The following is an 18,037-nucleotide window of genomic DNA, read 5'->3' on the forward strand; positions in this document are numbered from 1 at the left end:
TCACCCCAGTTGGGTCACCACGACCCGGACCGTCCCGTACACGGCGGTGCCCGCTGTGACGAGTGCGAAGATCGCGATCCAGATCCCGGCCGGTATCCGGGTGAGCCCCCTCAACTGATCGGCGTCGGAGCCACGACCCCGGCCCTGCCGGTGGGTGCGCGCGAGTTCCAGCACGGGACGTGTCGCGCCGAGCAACAGGACCCAGGTGATCAGGTACGCGGCGATATAACGAACCACGGGGTCGCCGAAATACGCGGCCGCACCCACCAGCGCGCCCGCGATGACCACGGAGATGAACCCGTACAGATTCCGGATCAGCAGCAACAGGATTGCGAGCGCGGCGAGGATCGACCACAGCACCGCGGCGGGCCGGTCGAGGGTGAGAAGTGTCGCGGCGGCAAAACCCAGTACGGCGGGACCGGTGTATCCGGCGAAGGTGGTCGCGATCATCCCGGGACCGCGAGGGTTGCCGGACGAGACCATGACACCCGAGGTGTCGCTGTGCAACCGGATCCCGGACAGTTTCCGCCCGACGAGTGCGGCAACGAGCGCATGCGAGCCTTCGTGCGCCTGAGTGATGACGTGCCGGGTCCTGAGCCACAGCGGTCGCACCCACACCAGTAGGAGGGCGACGACCGCCGTACCCACCACCAGCCACGACGGGGCCGGTTCATCGACCGTGGAAACGGCCTGCCAGGCGGACTGCACGGCGTTCGTGAACGAATCGAGGGTGGACGCCACCGATCACCTTTCCATTTCGGGCCGCCGGGTGCGGTCCCGTCGAACTCTCGGAGAGCACGGACGCGTCATCGTACGGTGCGTGCGGAAGGCCACGAGTCCGTCGATAGCCTGGGAGCCATGCTCAACCCTCGCACCACGCAGATTCGTGCGGGTATCGCCGACTCGTGGGCGGTCGGACTCGGCCTGGTCCCGCTCGGTCTTGCGTTCGGCGTCGTACTGACGCAGGGCGGCTTCGACTGGTGGTGGGCACCGATCTTCTCGACGGTGATCTACGCCGGGTCGATGGAATTCCTCGCGATCGGCCTGATCGGCGCAATCACGCCCCTGGCGTCGATCGCCGCCGCAACGCTGCTCGTCAACTTCCGGCACGTGTTCTACGGACTGTCGTTTCCGCTGCATCGGATCCGCAGTCGCGCCGGAAAGCTCTACGGCGTGTACGCACTCACCGACGAGTCGTACGCGATCGTCGCCCCCAAGGCGCGCGACGCGCTGTCGGGCACGCGGATACTCACCGTGCAGGTGGTGTGCCAACTCGTGTGGGTGGCGTCCGGCACCATCGGCGCGCTGATCGGCGCAGTGCTGCCCGCCGGGCTCACCGGACTCGAGTTCGCACTCACCGCACTGTTCGCAGTGCTCGCCATCGATGCGTTCCGGGCGAACCGCGACGTGCCCGCGCCGGCGATCGCACTGGTGTGCGGCCTCGTCGCGATGTTGATCGCAAAAGACCAGATGCTCGTGATCGGTCTGGCCCTGTTCGTCGCAGCATTGTTCGTGAGGTTCGTCTACCGCAATGCGACAACTCGTGCCTGAGGGAGTGCCGGGCGCCGGGTACGTCTTCGCGGCGCTGTTCGTGATGTTCGTGGTCACCGTCGCCCTGCGAGCCGCGCCGTTCGTGGCGTTGTCCGCGCTGCGCGACTCCGCGTTCGTGGATTTCCTCGGCCGCACGATGCCGGCCGGGGTCATGGTGATCCTCGTGATGTACACGTTGCGTGACGTCGGAACCACGACATGGCTGCCCGCGACGATCGGTCTGGCGGGAACGGTGGGAATGCACGTGTGGCGTCGAAACGCCGCACTCAGCACGGTCGTGGGGACGGTGCTCTACCTCGCCGCGTCCACCGTTTGGTCCTGAACCGTTTGGTCCTGAACTTTCTGAGCCTCTGCGGGGCCCTGAACCTCGGCCTGCTCGCGAGAATTGATCGTCTCGGGCGCGTCCGATTCCCGAGCCTCGGGCAGGACCGGCCGACGACTGCGTGCCGCGATCACCGCAGCGACGAACACCGCGATCGCCGCGAGGCACTGGGAGGTGCCGAGTACTTCGAGGAGAAGTTGCTCCACCCACCCCCGCGACGAGGCATCGCGCAGCAAATGATTGGGGCCGGCGAGGAAGACCAGCGTGGCGGGGAGCAGCACCGGCCACCAGGCGCGATAACGGGGCGTCACGAGCAGTGGAACGAGGAACAATGCGTACACCCAATGGTGGGTGACGGCGATGGGTGCGGCGAGCAGCGACGCCAGACCCACGATCGCGAGTGCCACCACCGGTTCGTCGGCGCGGAGGAAGCGGTAGGCAGCCCACGCGGTGGCGGCCACGATCAGCGCGGCACCCACCACCCACAGGGCTTTGCTGAGCCCTTCCGACAGGTCGAAGCGGGCGATGAGGCCGGTGAGGGCCTGGTTGCGGAAGAAACCGGGGTCGCCGGCGCGATCGGTGGCGAAGAACTCCTCGGTCCAGAAGAAGACGGTCGACTCCGGGCGCAGCCAGTACCCGAACGCGACGGTCGCGATGAACGCGCCGAACGCCCGTGCCACCGACGGAAGGTCCCGGCGGAGCAGCAGGAGCAGGCCGAAGGCAGCGGGAGTGACCTTGATGGCGGCGGCCAGGGCGATACCCACGCCCCGGAAACGCTTCGGAATGACGCCCAGGACGTCGGCGACGACAAGCGCCATCAGCACGATGTTGATCTGCCCGAACGCAAAGTTCGAGCGGAACGGCTCGAGCACGAGCACGAAACCGAGCGTCGCCGACGCGACAAGGCTTGCGTGAGCGACGTCGAGGCGCCGGTAGACGACCTGCAGAATCCACCAGACCAGCGCGATCAGACCGGCCGTCCACGCCACCTGGAGTACCGCGCTGCTCACGAGAGCCATCGGTGCGAAGAGGAAGGCTGCGAACGGGGGGTAGATGAACCGGAACCCGGAATGGCTGAAGAAGCCTTCGGTGTAGAGGGGCGTGTTGTGGAGAAACGCCCAGCCGGCGTCGCGGAATACGTCGAGATCCATCAGGTACTCGGTCGTCGCGTCGCGGATGTAGCCTGCGACCACCAGGACCGAGACCACGAGACCCGCCGCGATCAACGCGGACTGCACAGGTCGGGAGCGGACTTCGGTCAACAGCACGGGCGGATACCTCCGGGTCGGAAACGGCTGGGGCTACGTTACACAATCGTTGTACTTTCCGCGGACGAGCGAGAAGCAGGACCCCGCAAGAGCTTTCGAAGTACCCAAAATGTCGCATTTCAAATGTGACATAACTCACGGGCGGTCCCGTATGTCGGCGTGCCTCGAAACGGATCTGAATCGTCCCGTCGGTGGTAGCCGAAATCCGTCGACACGGCGTTTCTTCGCGTGTTCTACTGGCTTTTCATCCACGAGATGGGGGCACGAATGACTATACGATTCGTAAAACGCACAGTCGCTTCCGTTTTTGTCGCTGCGGGCATGTTCGCCGGGCTCGGGTTGGGCGCCGGAACGGCCACGGCGGACACCGTCGAGATTCCGATGACCCGGTGCTGGGGTGTCAGCCCCTACATCGTAGATCAGCCGTATGCGCCGGCCCGGCTGTTCGGATGGCAGACCGAACCGGGAAAGATCGAACTGTCTCTCCCCGACGTATCGAGCCTGTGGTTCTTCGCGGGTGGATATCGCTCCGACGTGCGACTCGACTGGCACAACCGCAACACGGGTGCGCGCGGAACCGTCACGGACTCCGTCAATGTCGCCTACCCGGGCAGCGGCGTGGCGTATTTCGACATGCAGTCGGGTCCCGGCGACGTCGAGTTCACAGTGAGCGCGGTGAACAGCATTCCGCTGTGGAGTATCCCGACCACGTCGTGCGGTGGCGTCGTCAGGGTCTGGTAGTCGCGACGTCCGGAGAGTATTCAGCTCTCTAGCAAATGCACTAGAAACGCGAATACTCTCCGGACGACTGTCAGGTCCCGCTGATTTCGTTGGGTGTGTGCGGGAGGGAACCGGTGCGGATGTCTCCGGAGGCGAGATCTACCGCGTGGAGAGAGTCGGTCGCAGGATCGGTCACGTACGCGGTGCCCCCGTTCACCGAAAGTGCCGGGCGCGGTGTCTGCCACTCGTCGGGTTCGACCCACGGCGCGAGCACCTCGATACGGCGGATCGTCATCCCGGATGCCGGATCGAGCACGTGGAGTGCCCCGTCCGTGCCAAGTACGATCGCTTCACCGTCGGGGCCGCGACCGAGTGAACGGAACGTGTAACTCGTACCCAGGTCGACGAGTCGGATCTCGGCAGTGCGGGTATCGACGAGAGCGACCACTTCGGGGCGTTCGAGGTCGGCATCCGGATCGGTTTTGTAGTCGCCCAATACAACGGGGGACGCCGGTGACCCGGCGTGATTGCCGATACGGCCGTAGTCGTCGGGGCTCGTGGCTTTGGTGAAGGTGCCGTTGCGGTAGATCATCATGCCGTCCTGGCACCCGAAGATGATCGTCTCGTCCTCCGCCACGGCTTCGCCGTGTATGCCGGGGCATTCTTCGGTGCGCGCAACCTCATGCCGACTTTCGTCGAAAAGCGCTACGCCTGTGCGACTCTCGCTGTTCCCGAGCGTGACGAGGAGCCGGCCGTCTGCGAGCGCGACCGCGACACCGTGGTGCGCATGCGGAGCTGTGTAGGTATCGGTCTCGGGAAGGTGTTCTGCGGCAGCCAGATCGGCTGGATCGGGGAATTCGATGCGTCCGGTGGCGTCGTCGAACAGTGCTGTCGTACCTGCGTGAGCGACCACGTGTCCGGGTTTTCCGGCGTCGAACAGGAGATCGGTGAGAGCTGCAGGTCCCGCGTAGTGATGGCGGTGGTCGCCGTGGGTGTCGGACCAACTGCCGGTGTCGAGCACCCGGAACCCGCCTTCCGTGGAAATCATGACGTGTCGTCCGTCGCCCGCGGGGGAAAGCCTGGTGAACCCGTCGACTGGGATGTCATCCACGACGGTCAGGTCCGTCGCATCGACGATCTGGATGCCCCCGGCATAGGTGAGTGCGAGACGTGGCTCGGCTGCGGACACCTCGGCCGCAGTCTGCGTGGGCGTGCTTGCCGACGCCCGCGCGGGGGCGCTTTCCGAGGTCGGCGTCGAGCATGCGGCGACCAGTGCGCCGGAGAGTGCGACTGTGAGCGCGATGCCGCGCTTGGGGGTCTTCATGGATACAGAAATATCCCGTAATGAAAATGAATGTCAAAGTCGGTTATGCATATATCTGCATTCCGCTCTCTACGACACGCGCTAGAGCAACCCAGAAACACCTGTGCTGGTCGCTACCATCGATCGATGGATCCGGTCCGCAACCCGTACGCCCCGGGCGCGGGACAGCGCCCGCCCGAACTCGCCGGCAGAGAAAAGCAACTCACAGCGTTCGAGGTCGTCCTCGAACGCATCTCGCGCGGCCGCCCCGAGCGAAGCGTCGTTCTCACCGGCCTGCGCGGTGTCGGAAAAACCGTCCTGCTCAATCACCTACGCTCGGCTGCCATTGCCAAGAGCTGGGGTACCGGCAAGATCGAGGCTCGCCCGGATCAGGGTTTGCGACGGCCGTTGTCGTCCGCCCTGCACATGGCGGTGCGCGAGATCGCCGCCGGGCATCCCGACCCGGAATCCGTCGACCACTTCCTCGGCGTGCTCAAATCTTTCGCGTTGCGTGCCACCGCCGACAAGGGAATGCGCGAACGATGGCAACCCGGGATCGACGCGCCCGCAGTGAAAGGCCGTGCGGACTCCGGGGATATCGAGATCGACCTCGTCGAACTTCTCGTCGACGCCGCAGGACTCGCCCGAGACGTGGGTGTCGGCATCGCGCTGTTCCTCGACGAGATGCAGGATCTCGGAGCAGACGACGTGTCTGCGATCTGCGGGGCGTGCCACGAACTGAGTCAGGACACCGCACCGCTGATCGTCGTCGGAGCAGGACTTCCACACCTGCCTGCCGTCCTGTCGGCATCGAAGTCGTACTCGGAGCGACTGTTCACGTACCACCGGATCGGCCGTCTCGACCGCGATGCTGCCGACCATGCTCTCATCGCCCCCGCCGAGCGCGAGGATGTCGAATTCACACAGGACGCACTGGATCTGCTGTACGAGATGGCGGACGGTTATCCGTATTTCGTGCAGGCGTACGGCAAGGCAACCTGGGATGTCGCGGCGGACACCCCGATCACCGCAGACGACGTGCGTGTCGCGGCGCCTACCGCCGAAGAGGAACTGGCAGTGGGCTTCTTCGGCTCGCGCTACGAGCGGGCGACCCCCGCGGAGCGCGAGTACATGCGGGCCATGGCCGATCTGGCGGGCGACGACGGACCCGTGGCCACGTCGAAGATCGCGGCCGAACTCGGCCGTAAACCGGCATCGCTCTCGCCGGCGCGCGACGGTTTGATCAAGAAAGGCCTGATCTACTCCGCCGAAAGAGGGTTCATCGGGTTCACCGTGCCCCACTTCGGGCGTTATCTACGCGCCCAAACAGACTGAACGGCAGGGCGACACGTCCTTCGGTGGTCTCAGTCGGTTACCCAGACCACCGTGTCGTCGAGGGTTGCGCGATCGGTACGACACGTGTTTGCCGGATGCGCCTCGTCGGCGTAACCGAACGAAATCGCGCAGACGATGTCGCGGTCGTCGCCGATGCCCAGTTCACGATGCAGTGCGGTGGATGCCATCGGTACCGCCGCTTGAGGAACCGCCGCGATCCCGAGCGATTCGGCGGCGAGCAGCAGGTTCGCCACATAGCCACCGCAATCCACCGCGCCGTACACCCCGAGCGCTTTGTCGGTCGTGATGACGGCGACGTGAGGTGCTCCGAAGAAGCGGAAGTTCTCGAGCATCTGTTCGCCACGACGCGCGTAGTCGTCCCGGGCGATACCCAACGCGTTGTACAAGGCATACCCGGCGTTGCGGCGGCGATCGGCATACTCGCCGCGATACTCCACCGGACCGGCGATATCCGGATCCAATTCCCCGGACGCACCCTGCGCATAGACGGCCTCGCGCAACCGTTCGGTCGCTGCGCCACTGGTCAGATGCACTCGCCAGGGTTGCGAATTGCACCACGACGCAGTCCGCTGACCCATCCGGAGCATGCGCTCGATGTCGTCGCGCGGCACCTCTTTCGAGAGGAACGCGCGACAGCTGTAGCGGGAATCGAGAAGAGTCGACAATACGTCTGCGGAACCGGTCATCCGCTCACCATTGCATATCGGCTCGCGGCGGATATCACTCGTGTGTCCGTCAACGACGGGTGACCGGCACCGCGACCTCGTTGCGACGGCGAAACGGCAGGGTCCACGGCGGATCGTAGAACCAGGCGACCGGTTGTCCGGTGACCGTCCACGCGCCGGCTTCCAGTTTTCGGAGCAACTCGGCGGTGCGTTCGGCGACCGCCCCCGGTCCGCGGTCACCGGCAAAACGCAGCACCGCCAACGTTTCGCCCGGGACCTCCACGAGATCCACGGACGAGTCGACCGGGGAAGGCAGGGCAGGCATCGTCCATTTCGACGGCATGAAGAAGCGGACCACCGAGGAATCTCCGGACCCTTCGGCCTGGGACACCGGTGCGGTCATCGCGATCTTCGTCTTGTTCTCGTTGGATCCGAAGATGTACACGGCGAGGCGGCGAAAGCCTGTATCGCGGGCACGTTCCTCTTCTCCGGTCACCGTGGTTTCCGCAGCTATGCGGAGACCGTACCGGCGGACCTCCAATCCTTGGGTCCGGTCCTGGACGTCGTAAGGCGGTTCTTCGGTGCCGTTGCGGATTCCTATCAGCGCCCCGGCGCCTTTTGCCGTCTCGGTCGCCATCTTCGCCACTCGCATGTCGGCCTCCCTCGGGTTGCTCAGCCGCTGCCTCCACGGTAGGCCGGGTGGGCCGACAGGGGGACCGACGGGAGCGGCGACCAGGTGCTTGCCCGGCCCCTCCGCGGGCGCGACGGCGACCGACGGCGCGTCTAGCGATATTCCTAGATAATCGAATACTTCCCGATCACACGACATCTTCCTCGTCACCGGGCGTAACGCGCCGCAAACCCCGGTAGGCGTCGGCCGGGCTCCGAAGACCTCCGACCACCGCCGCCACTTCGGCCGCGATGGGCATCTCGATCCCCGCGTCACGAGCCAGTTCCATGACGGTCGGCGCGGTCTTGACCCCTTCCGCGACCTGCCCTAGTTCGGCCACCGCTTCGTCGACGCTCAGACCGCGCGCCAGCGCTTCGCCCAGTCTCCGGTTCCGGGAGGCCGGACTCGTACACGTGGCGATGAGATCCCCCATGCCGGTGAGACCGGCGAACGTGCGGGCCTGGGCGCCCATGGCCTCCCCGAGCCGTGTCATCTCGGCGAGCCCGCGGGAGAGGACCATCGCGCGGGTGTTGTCGCCGACGCGCAAGCCCTCCGCCATCCCCGCGGCGATTGCGACGATGTTCTTGAGAATCCCGCCGAGTTCACATCCGAGTACGTCCGTATTGCGGTACACCCGAAAGAGTTTCGATGCGAACAGAGGCTGAAGAGCTGTGCCGACCGAATCGTCCTGCATCGCGACCACGGTGGCGGCAGCCTTGCCGTCCGCGATTTCGCTGGCGATGTTCGGACCGGAGAGCAGACCGACGGGATGGCCGGGGAGACACGCGCTGATCACCTGGGTAGGGCGCAACCGCGTCCCGGGTTCGAGGCCCTTCGAAAGGGAAATGATCGGTACCCACGCCCGCAGTTCGTGGGCGAGCGGTTCGAGGGCGGAGCGCACCGCGTACGAGGGCACCCCCACGACGAGCACGTCCGCTTCGTGCGCTGCCTCGTCGATGTCGGCGGTGGCACGCAGGGTGTCCGGAAGCTTCCGGTCGCCCAGATAGCGGTGGTTGCGGTGGTCGACGTTGATCTCGTCGGCGGTCTCCTTGCTCCGTGACCACAGGAGCGTCGGCGTGTTCTTCGCTGCGAGACCGGCGACGGTCGTGCCCCACGAACCCGAACCGAGAACAACTACGCGAACTGGACGTGCCATCGGTGAATCCTCCCTTCGAAGGGGTGCGGCGTACCGGCCACCCTGTCACGCCGCAGTACTTCTCGTGTTGTGGTTCCCAACCCGGGTCGGAACGAACCCGATACCGCGGCGACGAGGCACGCGGCACGGGACGTGGCACGATTGGGTGCGTGACCGGAAAGGCCGACACAGCGCAGCGCCTGCGCGACCTCGCCCTGCTGCGACGGGTACGCGATCGGATCGATCGCGAATACGCGCAACCGCTCGACGTGGAAGCACTGGCCCGAGGCGTGAACATCTCCTCCGGGCATCTGAGCAGGCAGTTCCACCTCGCCTACGGTGAATCGCCCTACTCCTACCTCATGACCCGACGCATCGAACGTGCCATGGCGTTGCTCCGGCGCGGCGATCTCACCGTCACCGAGGTCTGTTTCGAGGTGGGTTGTTCTTCCCTCGGAACTTTCAGTACCCGCTTCACCGAGTTGGTGGGGGTGCCCCCGAGCACCTACAGACGCGAAGCGCGTCTTGCTGTCGCCGGCTTGCCTTCCTGCGTCGCGAAACAGGTGACCAGACCGATCAGAAATCGAGAAGCGCGGGACGTCGAAACCCAATTACCATGATCGTCATGGACATCACCATTCACAACACCTTCCTTCCCCACACCGACCCGGACGCTTCCCTGGCGTTCTATCGCGACACACTCGGCTTCGAAGTCCGCCTCGACGTCGGCTACGGCGGAATGCGGTGGATCACGGTCGGTGCCGCCGACGGCACCGGTCCTTCAGTGGTTCTCTATCCGCCCACCGCCGATCCGGGCATCACCGAGGACGAGGGCCGCACCATCGCCGAGATGATGGCAAAGGGAACCTTCGCCTCGATCATCTTGGCCACCAAGGATCTCGACGCCACATTCGCACAACTGCAGGCCGGCGACACCGAAGTCGTGCAAGAGCCGATGGATCAGCCGTACGGGGTGCGCGACTGCGCATTTCGTGATCCCGCCGGCAACATGGTTCGCATCCAGGAATCGAGCTGACACGACGACCGCACACCTCGACGAGAACTCGGCACGCTTCGAACACTCCAAGGACCTGATTGTGGTCGACGAACTACCCCGCAATCCCGGTGGCAAGGTCGTCGAACCCGAACTCCGCGCAGCGTACGGCAGTAAGGATGCGGGCTTGATCGACTGATACGGCGAGTGGTTCCGTCACGCGGGGGGCCAGTGGTCAGTGATCATCTCGGTGATCTCGTTCACCCAGGTGTCGTCGAGGGCGGCGTCCCGGCGGATCAAGATGCGGAAAATCGCGGTCCCCGCGACCACCTCCACGAGCATGGGTAATTGGTCGTCGTCGCGACGCTCCTGACCGAAGCGAGACTCGAATGCGGTCAGATTTCCGGCCAATCGCGCGATCATCATGTTGTGCAATTCCGGGTCGGCAACGGTGTCGGCGATCAGACCCGGCAATGCCGATCGCACCTCGGGCCGGTCGAAGATGACCCGGATCGTCTCGACCAGAACCCTGATTTCATTGCGGATATCTCCCGAATCGTCCGGCATGGGCATCGTTTCGGCAGAAAGCACTGCCTCGTGGACAAGTTGGGCCTTGCCCGACCATCGCCGGTAGATGGCAGCGGTGGTGGTCCCGGCGCGCGCGGCGATCGCCGACAACGACAACGCGGAATAGCCCGTATCGAGAATCAATTCGCGGGTAGCGGCAATGATCGAGGCATCGATCCTGCTGTCGCGGGGGCGTCCCGCCGACGGCTGCGCAGACCTCTTGCCATCCTTTGGGCTTTCTGCTGTCATGACTTCACCGTAATTCCAATACGATCTGCATCGTATTTGAGGGAGTGCCTGTGAATTTGAGTCCGCTCGACGAGTATCCGATCCATCAGGCACCTCTGCCGTTGACGTGGCCGACGACGTCTGATCGAAACTTCTACGATCGGTCGTATTTCAACGTGCTCGATCGGGAGGGCCGCTTCATGGCGCTCACCGGAGTCGGCTACTACCCGCGCCTCGGCGTGAAAGACGCCTACTTCGTCATCCGCCGCGGCGATATGCAGACCGCGCTTCACCTCAGCGACGCCATCGACGACGACCGCTTTCACCAGAATGTCAACGGCTACTGTCTCGAAGTCATCGAGCCACTGCAGCAGCTGCACCTGACACTGGCACAGACCGAGGGTATTTCCGCAGACCTCACATGGCGCGGACTGTTTCCTGCTGCGCTCGAGAAGCCGCACGAGATGCTCACCGAGCGGCGAGTGACCTTGCAGGCGTGTCGCTTCGCCCAGGTCGGGTCCTGGGAGGGGTGGATCGATGTCGACGGCGAACGGCTCGAAGTCAGTCATGAGACCAGCGTGGCGAGCCGTGACCGATCGTGGGGGATCAGACCTGTCGGTGAGGCCGAGCCAACCGGCCGGCCGGACGCTTCGTTTGCCGGAATGTGGTGGCTCTACCTACCCCTGGCCTTCGACGACTATCAACTCTTCTTGATCCTGCAAGAGGATTCCGACGGCCACCGTAGCCTCTACGACTGCACGCGCCGCTGGCGGGACGGGCGCATCGAACAACTCGACGGAGTGCGCGCCACCATCGACTACCGGACCGGAACCAGGATTCCCCGGGGCGCCCATGTCGAGTTCATGAACCGTGCAGGGGACCGAATTCAGCTAGATGTCGAGTCGAAGTTGTTCGCGCCTATTGCTTTCGGATCGGGGTACGGAGGCGACTCCTCATGGGCACACGGCAGTTGGAAGGGCGGCCCCTTCGCCGAGCGTGTCAGCTTCGACCTCACGGACCCGGAGGTGATGGCCCGAGCGCCCTTCAGTCTCATCGACCACGTCGGCAAGGCTGTGTGCACCGAAGCCGACGGGACGGTCCGCGAAGGTGCGGGCTTGTTCGAGCACGGTGTGATCGGCCCGCACCACCCGTCGGGCTTCTCCGACTGGACAGATGTCGCGGATCGAGCGCCGCTTCAGTGAAGATCGTGACAGCCCTGTTCGGGCCCACGGATGCGGTCGAACGCGCGCAAATGCTCAAGGAAGCCGGTGCATCCGGCGTATTCACCTTCGAGGGACCGTTCGACGTGTTCACACCTCTGGTGTTGGCGTCTTCGGTCAAGGGTCTCGACGTGATGTCGAACGTCGCGATCGCCCTCCCCCGCAATCCAATTCAACTTGCCCACCAGGCAAACGATCTGCAACTGCTCAGCGAGGGACGCTTCATCCTGGGTCTGGGCACACAGGTGCGGGCGCAGATCGAGAAGCGCTACGGCACACAGTTCGATCATCCGGTCGCGCGAATGAAGGAATTGGTGGGGGCGTTGCGCGCGATCTTCGCGACGTGGAATGAGGGGCAGCGACTGGACTTCCGCGGTGAGTTCTACCGCCATACTTTGATGACACCGACCTTCGTGCCCGGGCCGAACCCGTTCGGTCCGCCGCCGATCTATCTCGGCGCGCTCGGGCCTCGGCTGACCAAAGCCACCGCAGAAGTGGCCGACGGTCTGTTGGTGATGCCTTTCGGATCGAAGCGGTTCCTGCACGAGACGACGCTGCCGGCCGTTCGCGACGGGCTGGCGGCTGCCGGCCGCAGCGAAGACGACTTCGAGGTGGTGCCCGAGGTCATCGTGTCGGTGGGTACCGGACGGGACGACGACCATGCCTCGACCCGGATGCTGCTGGCGTTCTACGGCTCCACCCCGGCCTACCGGCCGGTGCTCGACGCCCACGGCTGGGGCGATCTGCAACCCGCACTCAACGCGATGTCCAAGCAGGGCCGCTGGCGGGAGATGGCCTCGTTGATCGACGACGACATACTGCACACCATCGCTGCGTGCGGAACCCCGAAAGAGATCGCCGCGCACATCCGTGATCGCGTCGACGGTGTGTCGGACCGGATTTGCCTGTATCAACCGGGTCCTATCGAGGTCGAAGCGCTTGCCGAAATCGTCGACGCATTGGGGGGATCATCATGCCCTTGACCGCAATCGAATTCGACGAGGTCACCGATGACCGCTACGGCGGCAAAGCGGCCGGACTCGCGCAGTTACGCCGCCTCGGACTGCCGGTACCGGTGGGATTCGTCCTTGCTGATGCTGCCGAGTGGGCCGGCATCGATGATGTGGGGGAATGGTTCTCGCGCATGGCCGCAATCGGTGCTGTACCAGTGGCCGTCAGGTCCTCGGCAGTCGGGGAAGACGGCGGCGACCAGTCGTTCGCCGGACAATACGACACCGTGCTGGGCGTGAAATCCGTCGATGACTTTGCCGCGGCCGTGCAGAGGTGCGCTGCCTCCGTGCGTTCGAGACGCGCCGCGACCTACAGTGGGAAACCCACGGCCACCATGCATCTGGTGGTGCAGCATATGGTGGACGCGCGCGCCGCCGGCGTTGTGTTCACTGCCGATCCGGCGACCGGCCGGCGTGACCTCACGGTGATCGACGCCGTCGCTGGTCTCGGTGAAGCGCTCGTCGACGGTACGGCGTCCTCAGACCACATTGTCCTGGGTTCGGACGGAAACCCGGCCGTTCGCGATGTCGGTGAGGTGCCGGTCTTGTCGCCGGATGAGGTCGCCGATATCAGGTCCGGCGCCCTGCGTGCTGCGCAACATTGGGGCAGGCCGATGGATCTCGAGTGGGCGATCGACCAATCCGGCAAACTGTGGTGGCTGCAGGCTCGACCGATCACCAACCTGCCCGGCGATCTGGCCGAGATGGATTCGCCTCTCGCGGGCGCAGACCACGTGTACACGCGCTGCAACATCGGCGAGATGATGCCGGGTGCATTCTGCCCGTTGACCGCATCGGTCTCCGGCTTTGCCATCGACTACGCGATGCAGATGACGCAAGTGGTGGCGCGGGCACAGCAGAGGTACGAGAAGCCGTGGCTACAGGTGGGCTACTTCCACGGCCACATGTTTCTGAACCTGACCGAGGGGACAGCTCTGAGCTCTGGACTCCTGGGCAATTCGTTGGAGCAGTTCTCCACCTCGATCTGCGGGCGGGTGGTTGACGAGCTGAAGCCGAAACCCCCGAAACCTTTTGTGCACAGGCTGATCAACACGGTCCGGCTCACCGCTTATGCGTTGTCCGCCGGCCCCGCGATTCGGCGCCTCGAAGACCGGATCGCCGAGTTTCACATCCCGACCAGCGACGACCCACGACGCGTGATGTGTCAGTTGGAATCTGGCGTGCAGCAATATTGCGACATCACGCTGACACATGTGCGGTCGTCATCGCGCGCTGCGGTTGCGGCCAATATTCTCGAAAGTGTCCTGATGAGAAGAGCGGTTAAGAACGGACGAACCGAGGACGAGGGTCGTGCCGAGGCAACCCGGCTCATGGCCGGAGCCTCGGATGTCGAAAGCGCGATGATGCTCGTGGAGCTCGACTCGGTGGTACGCGCCATAGCCGCCACCGACGGGGCGGCCGAGCAGTTCTCGGTAGCTGAGCCGGACGCTGCGGTCAGCCAGCTGCAGTCCACACGAAGCGCCGGCGGCACAGCGTTGCGACAGTTCTTGACCCGCCACGGTCATCGCGGATACCGCGAGTTGTGCATGCGTGACCCTTCCTGGGCCGAGGATCCTGAAGGGCTGGGCGCGATGATGCAGGTGATGCTCCGTTCGGCGCTCGATCCGACTCGTCGTGAATCGGCAAGCACCCACGTCGAAGCACCCAGATCCTTCACCATCAGATTTCTTGCCCGGTTGGCACAGGGGGGCGCGCGCGGGCGCGAGGAGACGAAATCGAAGATGGTGCTCATGGCGCATGCGCTCAAATTGGGCTACCGCCACCTCGGTGAGGTGCTGGCCGAGACCTGGCGACTGCCTGACTCTGATCTGGTGTTCTTTTTCGACCGTGCCGAATTGACACGCGTCGTCGGTTCGGAAGACATCACCGGTCTCGTGCAGAGCGCGCTGAAGCGTCGGGAAGCGCTGGCGTTCCAGAACTCTCTCGAGTTCGACGATGTGTCTGTCGGACGACCGACCCCGCTGATCGCCCGGCCTGCGCCAGGTGTCACCGGCAATGAGATCATCGGCCGACCCGCAAGTCGCGGGACTGTGGAAGGTGTTGTGCGGGTTGTAAAATCGATGGTCGATGCGCGCGAGCTGCAGCGGGGGGAGATCCTCGTGACGCCGGTGACCGACGTCGGGTGGACGCCGTACTTCACCGTCATCGCGGCGCTGGTCACCGACATCGGCAGCTCGGTGTCCCATGGCGCTGTGGTGGCCCGCGAATTCGGCTTGCCCTGCGTCGTGAACACCTTGGTGGCCACCCAATCGCTCGAGACCGGCGACCGTGTACGTGTGGATGGAGACCGAGGTGTGGTCACCCGCCTCGACCAGCCGTGATTCATACGCTGAGCGAGGACTGACCGGAGAACTGAGCCCGAGTCATCGGTATCACGAATACTGTTGCATCGGGCGGTCATAGGGTGATAATGGCGGCAGCGATCTGGTCTGCTGCGTGCGGCAGGGCGGTACCCATGTCGTCGAGAACGAGCAGTCGCGCAGGTTCCCCCTGGTTGCACCACACTTTTGCTATACATACGTCGGGCCCTGGTCGAGGACGCCGGGGTGTCGCCGGACGGATGGGAGACCCATGAGCTCTGCCACGCGAAAAGAATCCGGCTCGTCCCGGACCCACCCCGCCGACAGCCACGGCCGGATCCGCGTACACGGCGCACGCGAGAACAATCTTCGGGACATCAGTCTCGAGATCCCGAAACGGCGGTTGACCGTGTTCACGGGTGTCTCCGGCTCCGGGAAGAGTTCGCTGGTGTTCGCGACCATCGCGGCCGAATCGCAGCGGATGATCAACGAGACCTACAGCGCCTTCGTGCAGGGCTTCATGCCGACCCTGGCGCGACCGGACGTTGATGTTCTCGAGGGTCTGACGACGGCGATCATCGTCGACCAGGAGCGGATGGGCGCGAACCCCCGCTCCACCGTCGGCACCGCCACCGACGCAAATGCCATGTTGCGCATCCTGTTCAGCCGTCTGGGCAAACCCCACATCGGTTCGCAGCAGGCGTTCTCCTTCAACGTCGCCTCGATCAGCGGAGCCGGAGCGGTCACCGTGGAGAAATCCGGCAGGACGGTGAAGGAGCGGCGGAGTTTCAGTGTCACCGGAGGTATGTGCCCGCGCTGTGAAGGAATGGGCAAGGTTTCCGACTTCGACCTGACGGCGCTGTACGACGAAACCAAATCACTCGACGAGGGTGCACTGACCGTTCCCGGCTACACCATGGAGGGGTGGTACGGGCGCATCTACCGTGGCTGTGGGTTCTTCGATTCCTCCAAACCGATCGCGAAGTTCACGAAGAAGCAACTGAACGACCTGCTCTACAAGGAACCGACGCGGATCAAGGTCGACGGCATCAACGTCACGTTTGAGGGGCTCATCCCGAAGATCCAGAAATCGATGCTGTCGAAGGACCGGGAAGCGATGCAACCCCACATCCGGGCGTTCGTCGATCGCGCGATCACGTTCCAGACGTGCCCCGAATGCGACGGCACGCGGCTCAGCGAGGCGGCCCGGTCGTCGAAGATCGACGGGAAGAGCATCGCGGACGCATGTGCGATGCAGATCAGCGACCTCGCCGAGTGGATCCGTGGTCTCGACGAACCCTCCGTTGCCCCGCTGTTGCAGTCCCTCGGCGACACCCTCGATTCGTTCGTCGAGATCGGTCTGGGATACCTCGCGCTCGACCGCCCCGCAGGCACGCTGTCGGGTGGTGAAGCGCAGCGCACCAAGCTGATTCGGCATCTCGGGTCGTCGCTCACCGATGTCACCTACGTCTTCGACGAACCGACCATCGGCTTGCACCCGCACGACATCGCACGGATGAACGATCTGCTGCTCCAACTGCGCGACAAGGGCAACACCGTCCTGGTCGTCGAACACAAACCGGAAGCGATCTCGATTGCCGACCACGTGGTCGATCTCGGTCCACGCGCCGGCACGGAGGGCGGCAAGATCGTGTTCGAGGGCACGGTCGAGGAATTGCGCTCGAGCGGCACTCTCACCGGAAAGCACTTCGACGACCGTGCCTCACTGAAATCGTCCGTGCGTACACCGACGGGCGCACTCGAGGTGCGCGGTGCCGACACCCACAACCTCCGCAACGTCGACGTGGACATCCCACTGGGGGTGCTCGTCGTGGTGACCGGCGTCGCCGGGTCGGGCAAGAGTTCCCTCATCCGCGGTTCCGTGGCTCCCCGCGACGGCGTGGTCTCCATCGACCAGGGGGCGATCAAAGGGTCGCGGCGCAGCAACCCTGCCACCTACACCGGCCTGCTCGAACCGATCCGGAAAGCGTTCGCCAAGGAGAACGGCGTCAAACCGGGCTTGTTCAGCGCCAATTCCGAAGGGGCGTGCCCGAACTGCAACGGCGCCGGAGTCGTCTACTCGGATCTGGCGATGATGGCCGGGGTGTCGGCGCCCTGCGAGGTGTGCGATGGCAAGCGATTCATGGCCGAGGTGCTCGAGTACAAGCTCGGTGGCAAAGACATCGATGAGGTGCTCAACATGTCGGTCGCACAAGCCGAGGAGTTTTTCGGCGGCGGGCAGAAGGGCAGCGGGGGCGGGAAGGGCACCGGTGGTTTCGCTCTTCCGGCGGCGCACAAGATCCTCACGCGTCTCGCCGACGTCGGACTCGGCTACATCAAGATCGGCCAGCCACTCACCACCCTTTCCGGTGGTGAACGGCAGCGGCTCAAGCTCGCCACGCACATGGGGGAGAAGGGCGACGTCTACATCCTTGACGAACCGACGTCGGGCCTGCATCTCGCGGACGTCGAGAACCTGCTCGGTCTCCTCGACAGGCTGGTGGATTCCGGGAAATCGGTGGTCGTCATCGAACATCACCAGGCGGTGATGGCACACGCCGACTGGATCATCGACCTCGGTCCCGGTGCCGGCCACGACGGTGGCCGGATCGTATTCGAGGGCACACCGCAGCAACTCGTCGACGATCGTAAGACGCTCACCGGCAAGCATCTTGCCGAGTACGTGGGCGCGTGAAGCAGACACGGT

General features: G+C 64.5%; 17 protein-coding genes. 10 read left to right on the plus strand and 7 right to left on the minus strand.

Annotated elements, in window-relative coordinates; genetic code table 11:
- The gene (locus AC0B44_RS09925) at positions 1-741 is read right to left on the minus strand and encodes a M50 family metallopeptidase (RefSeq protein WP_471902730.1); all 741 of its coding nucleotides are present in this window, start codon (positions 739-741) and stop codon (positions 1-3) included.
- A gap of 117 nt (positions 742-858) precedes the next feature.
- On the opposite strand from AC0B44_RS09925, the gene AC0B44_RS09930 reads away from it, so the two are divergent.
- Positions 859-1,551, plus strand: a complete 693-nt coding sequence (locus AC0B44_RS09930) for an AzlC family ABC transporter permease (RefSeq protein ID WP_471902731.1) — start codon at positions 859-861, stop codon at positions 1,549-1,551.
- Positions 1,544-1,873 (plus strand): branched-chain amino acid transporter permease, encoded by a 330-nt coding sequence (locus AC0B44_RS09935; RefSeq protein WP_471902732.1) that lies wholly within the window; start codon positions 1,544-1,546, stop codon positions 1,871-1,873. The genes AC0B44_RS09930 and AC0B44_RS09935 overlap by 8 nt, the downstream gene beginning before the upstream one ends.
- On the opposite strand, the gene AC0B44_RS09940 is transcribed toward AC0B44_RS09935, so the two are convergent.
- On the minus strand, positions 1,843-3,141 hold the full coding sequence (locus AC0B44_RS09940) for a glycosyltransferase 87 family protein (RefSeq protein WP_471902733.1): 1,299 nt from the start codon (positions 3,139-3,141) through the stop codon (positions 1,843-1,845). The genes AC0B44_RS09935 and AC0B44_RS09940 overlap by 31 nt on opposite strands.
- Before the next feature lie 321 nt (positions 3,142-3,462).
- On the opposite strand from AC0B44_RS09940, the gene AC0B44_RS09945 reads away from it, so the two are divergent.
- On the plus strand, positions 3,463-3,882 hold the full coding sequence (locus AC0B44_RS09945; protein ID WP_471902734.1) for a hypothetical protein: 420 nt from the start codon (positions 3,463-3,465) through the stop codon (positions 3,880-3,882).
- Between the two features lie 70 nt (positions 3,883-3,952).
- On the opposite strand, the gene aztD is transcribed toward AC0B44_RS09945, so the two are convergent.
- On the minus strand, positions 3,953-5,185 hold the full coding sequence (aztD, locus tag AC0B44_RS09950) for a zinc metallochaperone AztD (protein WP_471902735.1): 1,233 nt from the start codon (positions 5,183-5,185) through the stop codon (positions 3,953-3,955).
- Between the two features lie 126 nt (positions 5,186-5,311).
- Here aztD and AC0B44_RS09955 point away from each other — a divergent pair, with 126 nt between their 5' ends.
- Entirely contained in the window at positions 5,312-6,499 is a 1,188-nt protein-coding gene (locus AC0B44_RS09955) for an AAA family ATPase (RefSeq protein ID WP_471902736.1), read from the plus strand.
- A gap of 29 nt (positions 6,500-6,528) precedes the next feature.
- Here AC0B44_RS09955 and AC0B44_RS09960 read toward each other — a convergent pair whose 3' ends face one another.
- The 3 genes from AC0B44_RS09960 to AC0B44_RS09970 form a co-directional block, all read right to left on the minus strand.
- Positions 6,529-7,206, minus strand: a complete 678-nt coding sequence (locus tag AC0B44_RS09960; protein WP_471902737.1) for a nitroreductase — start codon at positions 7,204-7,206, stop codon at positions 6,529-6,531.
- 49 nt (positions 7,207-7,255) lie between these two features.
- Complete coding sequence (locus AC0B44_RS09965) at positions 7,256-7,837, minus strand: SOUL family heme-binding protein (protein ID WP_471902738.1); 582 nt, start codon at positions 7,835-7,837, stop codon at positions 7,256-7,258.
- A 166-nt stretch (positions 7,838-8,003) separates the two neighbouring features.
- Positions 8,004-9,011 (minus strand): NAD(P)H-dependent glycerol-3-phosphate dehydrogenase, encoded by a 1,008-nt coding sequence (locus tag AC0B44_RS09970; protein ID WP_471902739.1) that lies wholly within the window; start codon positions 9,009-9,011, stop codon positions 8,004-8,006.
- A 149-nt stretch (positions 9,012-9,160) separates the two neighbouring features.
- Here AC0B44_RS09970 and AC0B44_RS09975 point away from each other — a divergent pair, with 149 nt between their 5' ends.
- Both AC0B44_RS09975 and AC0B44_RS09980 read left to right on the plus strand, forming a co-directional pair.
- Positions 9,161-9,610 (plus strand): helix-turn-helix transcriptional regulator, encoded by a 450-nt coding sequence (locus tag AC0B44_RS09975; protein WP_471902740.1) that lies wholly within the window; start codon positions 9,161-9,163, stop codon positions 9,608-9,610.
- Positions 9,611-9,615: 5 nt separating this feature from the next.
- On the plus strand, positions 9,616-10,026 hold the full coding sequence (locus tag AC0B44_RS09980; protein ID WP_471902741.1) for a VOC family protein: 411 nt from the start codon (positions 9,616-9,618) through the stop codon (positions 10,024-10,026).
- 174 nt (positions 10,027-10,200) lie between these two features.
- On the opposite strand, the gene AC0B44_RS09985 is transcribed toward AC0B44_RS09980, so the two are convergent.
- Entirely contained in the window at positions 10,201-10,800 is a 600-nt protein-coding gene (locus AC0B44_RS09985) for a TetR-like C-terminal domain-containing protein (RefSeq protein WP_471902742.1), read from the minus strand.
- A gap of 44 nt (positions 10,801-10,844) precedes the next feature.
- Between AC0B44_RS09985 and AC0B44_RS09990 the strand changes: the two genes are divergently transcribed.
- From AC0B44_RS09990 to AC0B44_RS10005, 4 genes are all read left to right on the plus strand, one after another.
- Positions 10,845-11,981, plus strand: a complete 1,137-nt coding sequence (locus AC0B44_RS09990; RefSeq protein WP_471902743.1) for an Rv3169 family protein — start codon at positions 10,845-10,847, stop codon at positions 11,979-11,981.
- Positions 11,978-12,982: a TIGR03617 family F420-dependent LLM class oxidoreductase gene (locus AC0B44_RS09995; RefSeq protein ID WP_471902744.1), complete on the plus strand. Its 1,005-nt coding sequence runs from the start codon at positions 11,978-11,980 to the stop codon at positions 12,980-12,982. The genes AC0B44_RS09990 and AC0B44_RS09995 overlap by 4 nt, the downstream gene beginning before the upstream one ends.
- Complete coding sequence (locus AC0B44_RS10000; RefSeq protein WP_471902745.1) at positions 12,973-15,351, plus strand: PEP/pyruvate-binding domain-containing protein; 2,379 nt, start codon at positions 12,973-12,975, stop codon at positions 15,349-15,351. The genes AC0B44_RS09995 and AC0B44_RS10000 overlap by 10 nt, the downstream gene beginning before the upstream one ends.
- Positions 15,352-15,601: 250 nt before the next feature.
- Positions 15,602-18,025 (plus strand): ATP-binding cassette domain-containing protein, encoded by a 2,424-nt coding sequence (locus tag AC0B44_RS10005; protein ID WP_471902746.1) that lies wholly within the window; start codon positions 15,602-15,604, stop codon positions 18,023-18,025.
- Positions 18,026-18,037: the final 12 nt, after the last annotated feature.

Source organism: Rhodococcus sp. NPDC019050 (assembly GCF_055664235.1).

Excerpts from the sequence above, each read along its gene's own strand:
- AC0B44_RS09930 (WP_471902731.1), top strand. The coding sequence starts at position 859 with ATGCTCAACCCTCGCACCACGCAGATTCGTGCGGGTATCGCCGACTCG.
- AC0B44_RS09945 (WP_471902734.1), top strand. The coding sequence starts at position 3,463 with ATGTTCGCCGGGCTCGGGTTGGGCGCCGGAACGGCCACGGCGGACACC.
- aztD (WP_471902735.1), bottom strand. The coding sequence starts at position 5,185 with ATGAAGACCCCCAAGCGCGGCATCGCGCTCACAGTCGCACTCTCCGGC.
- AC0B44_RS09955 (WP_471902736.1), top strand. The coding sequence starts at position 5,312 with ATGGATCCGGTCCGCAACCCGTACGCCCCGGGCGCGGGACAGCGCCCG.
- AC0B44_RS09960 (WP_471902737.1), bottom strand. The coding sequence starts at position 7,206 with ATGACCGGTTCCGCAGACGTATTGTCGACTCTTCTCGATTCCCGCTAC.
- AC0B44_RS09965 (WP_471902738.1), bottom strand. The coding sequence starts at position 7,837 with ATGCGAGTGGCGAAGATGGCGACCGAGACGGCAAAAGGCGCCGGGGCG.
- AC0B44_RS09970 (WP_471902739.1), bottom strand. The coding sequence starts at position 9,011 with ATGGCACGTCCAGTTCGCGTAGTTGTTCTCGGTTCGGGTTCGTGGGGC.
- AC0B44_RS09980 (WP_471902741.1), top strand. The coding sequence starts at position 9,616 with ATGGACATCACCATTCACAACACCTTCCTTCCCCACACCGACCCGGAC.
- AC0B44_RS09985 (WP_471902742.1), bottom strand. The coding sequence starts at position 10,800 with ATGACAGCAGAAAGCCCAAAGGATGGCAAGAGGTCTGCGCAGCCGTCG.
- AC0B44_RS10000 (WP_471902745.1), top strand. The coding sequence starts at position 12,973 with ATGCCCTTGACCGCAATCGAATTCGACGAGGTCACCGATGACCGCTAC.
- AC0B44_RS10005 (WP_471902746.1), top strand. The coding sequence starts at position 15,602 with ATGAGCTCTGCCACGCGAAAAGAATCCGGCTCGTCCCGGACCCACCCC.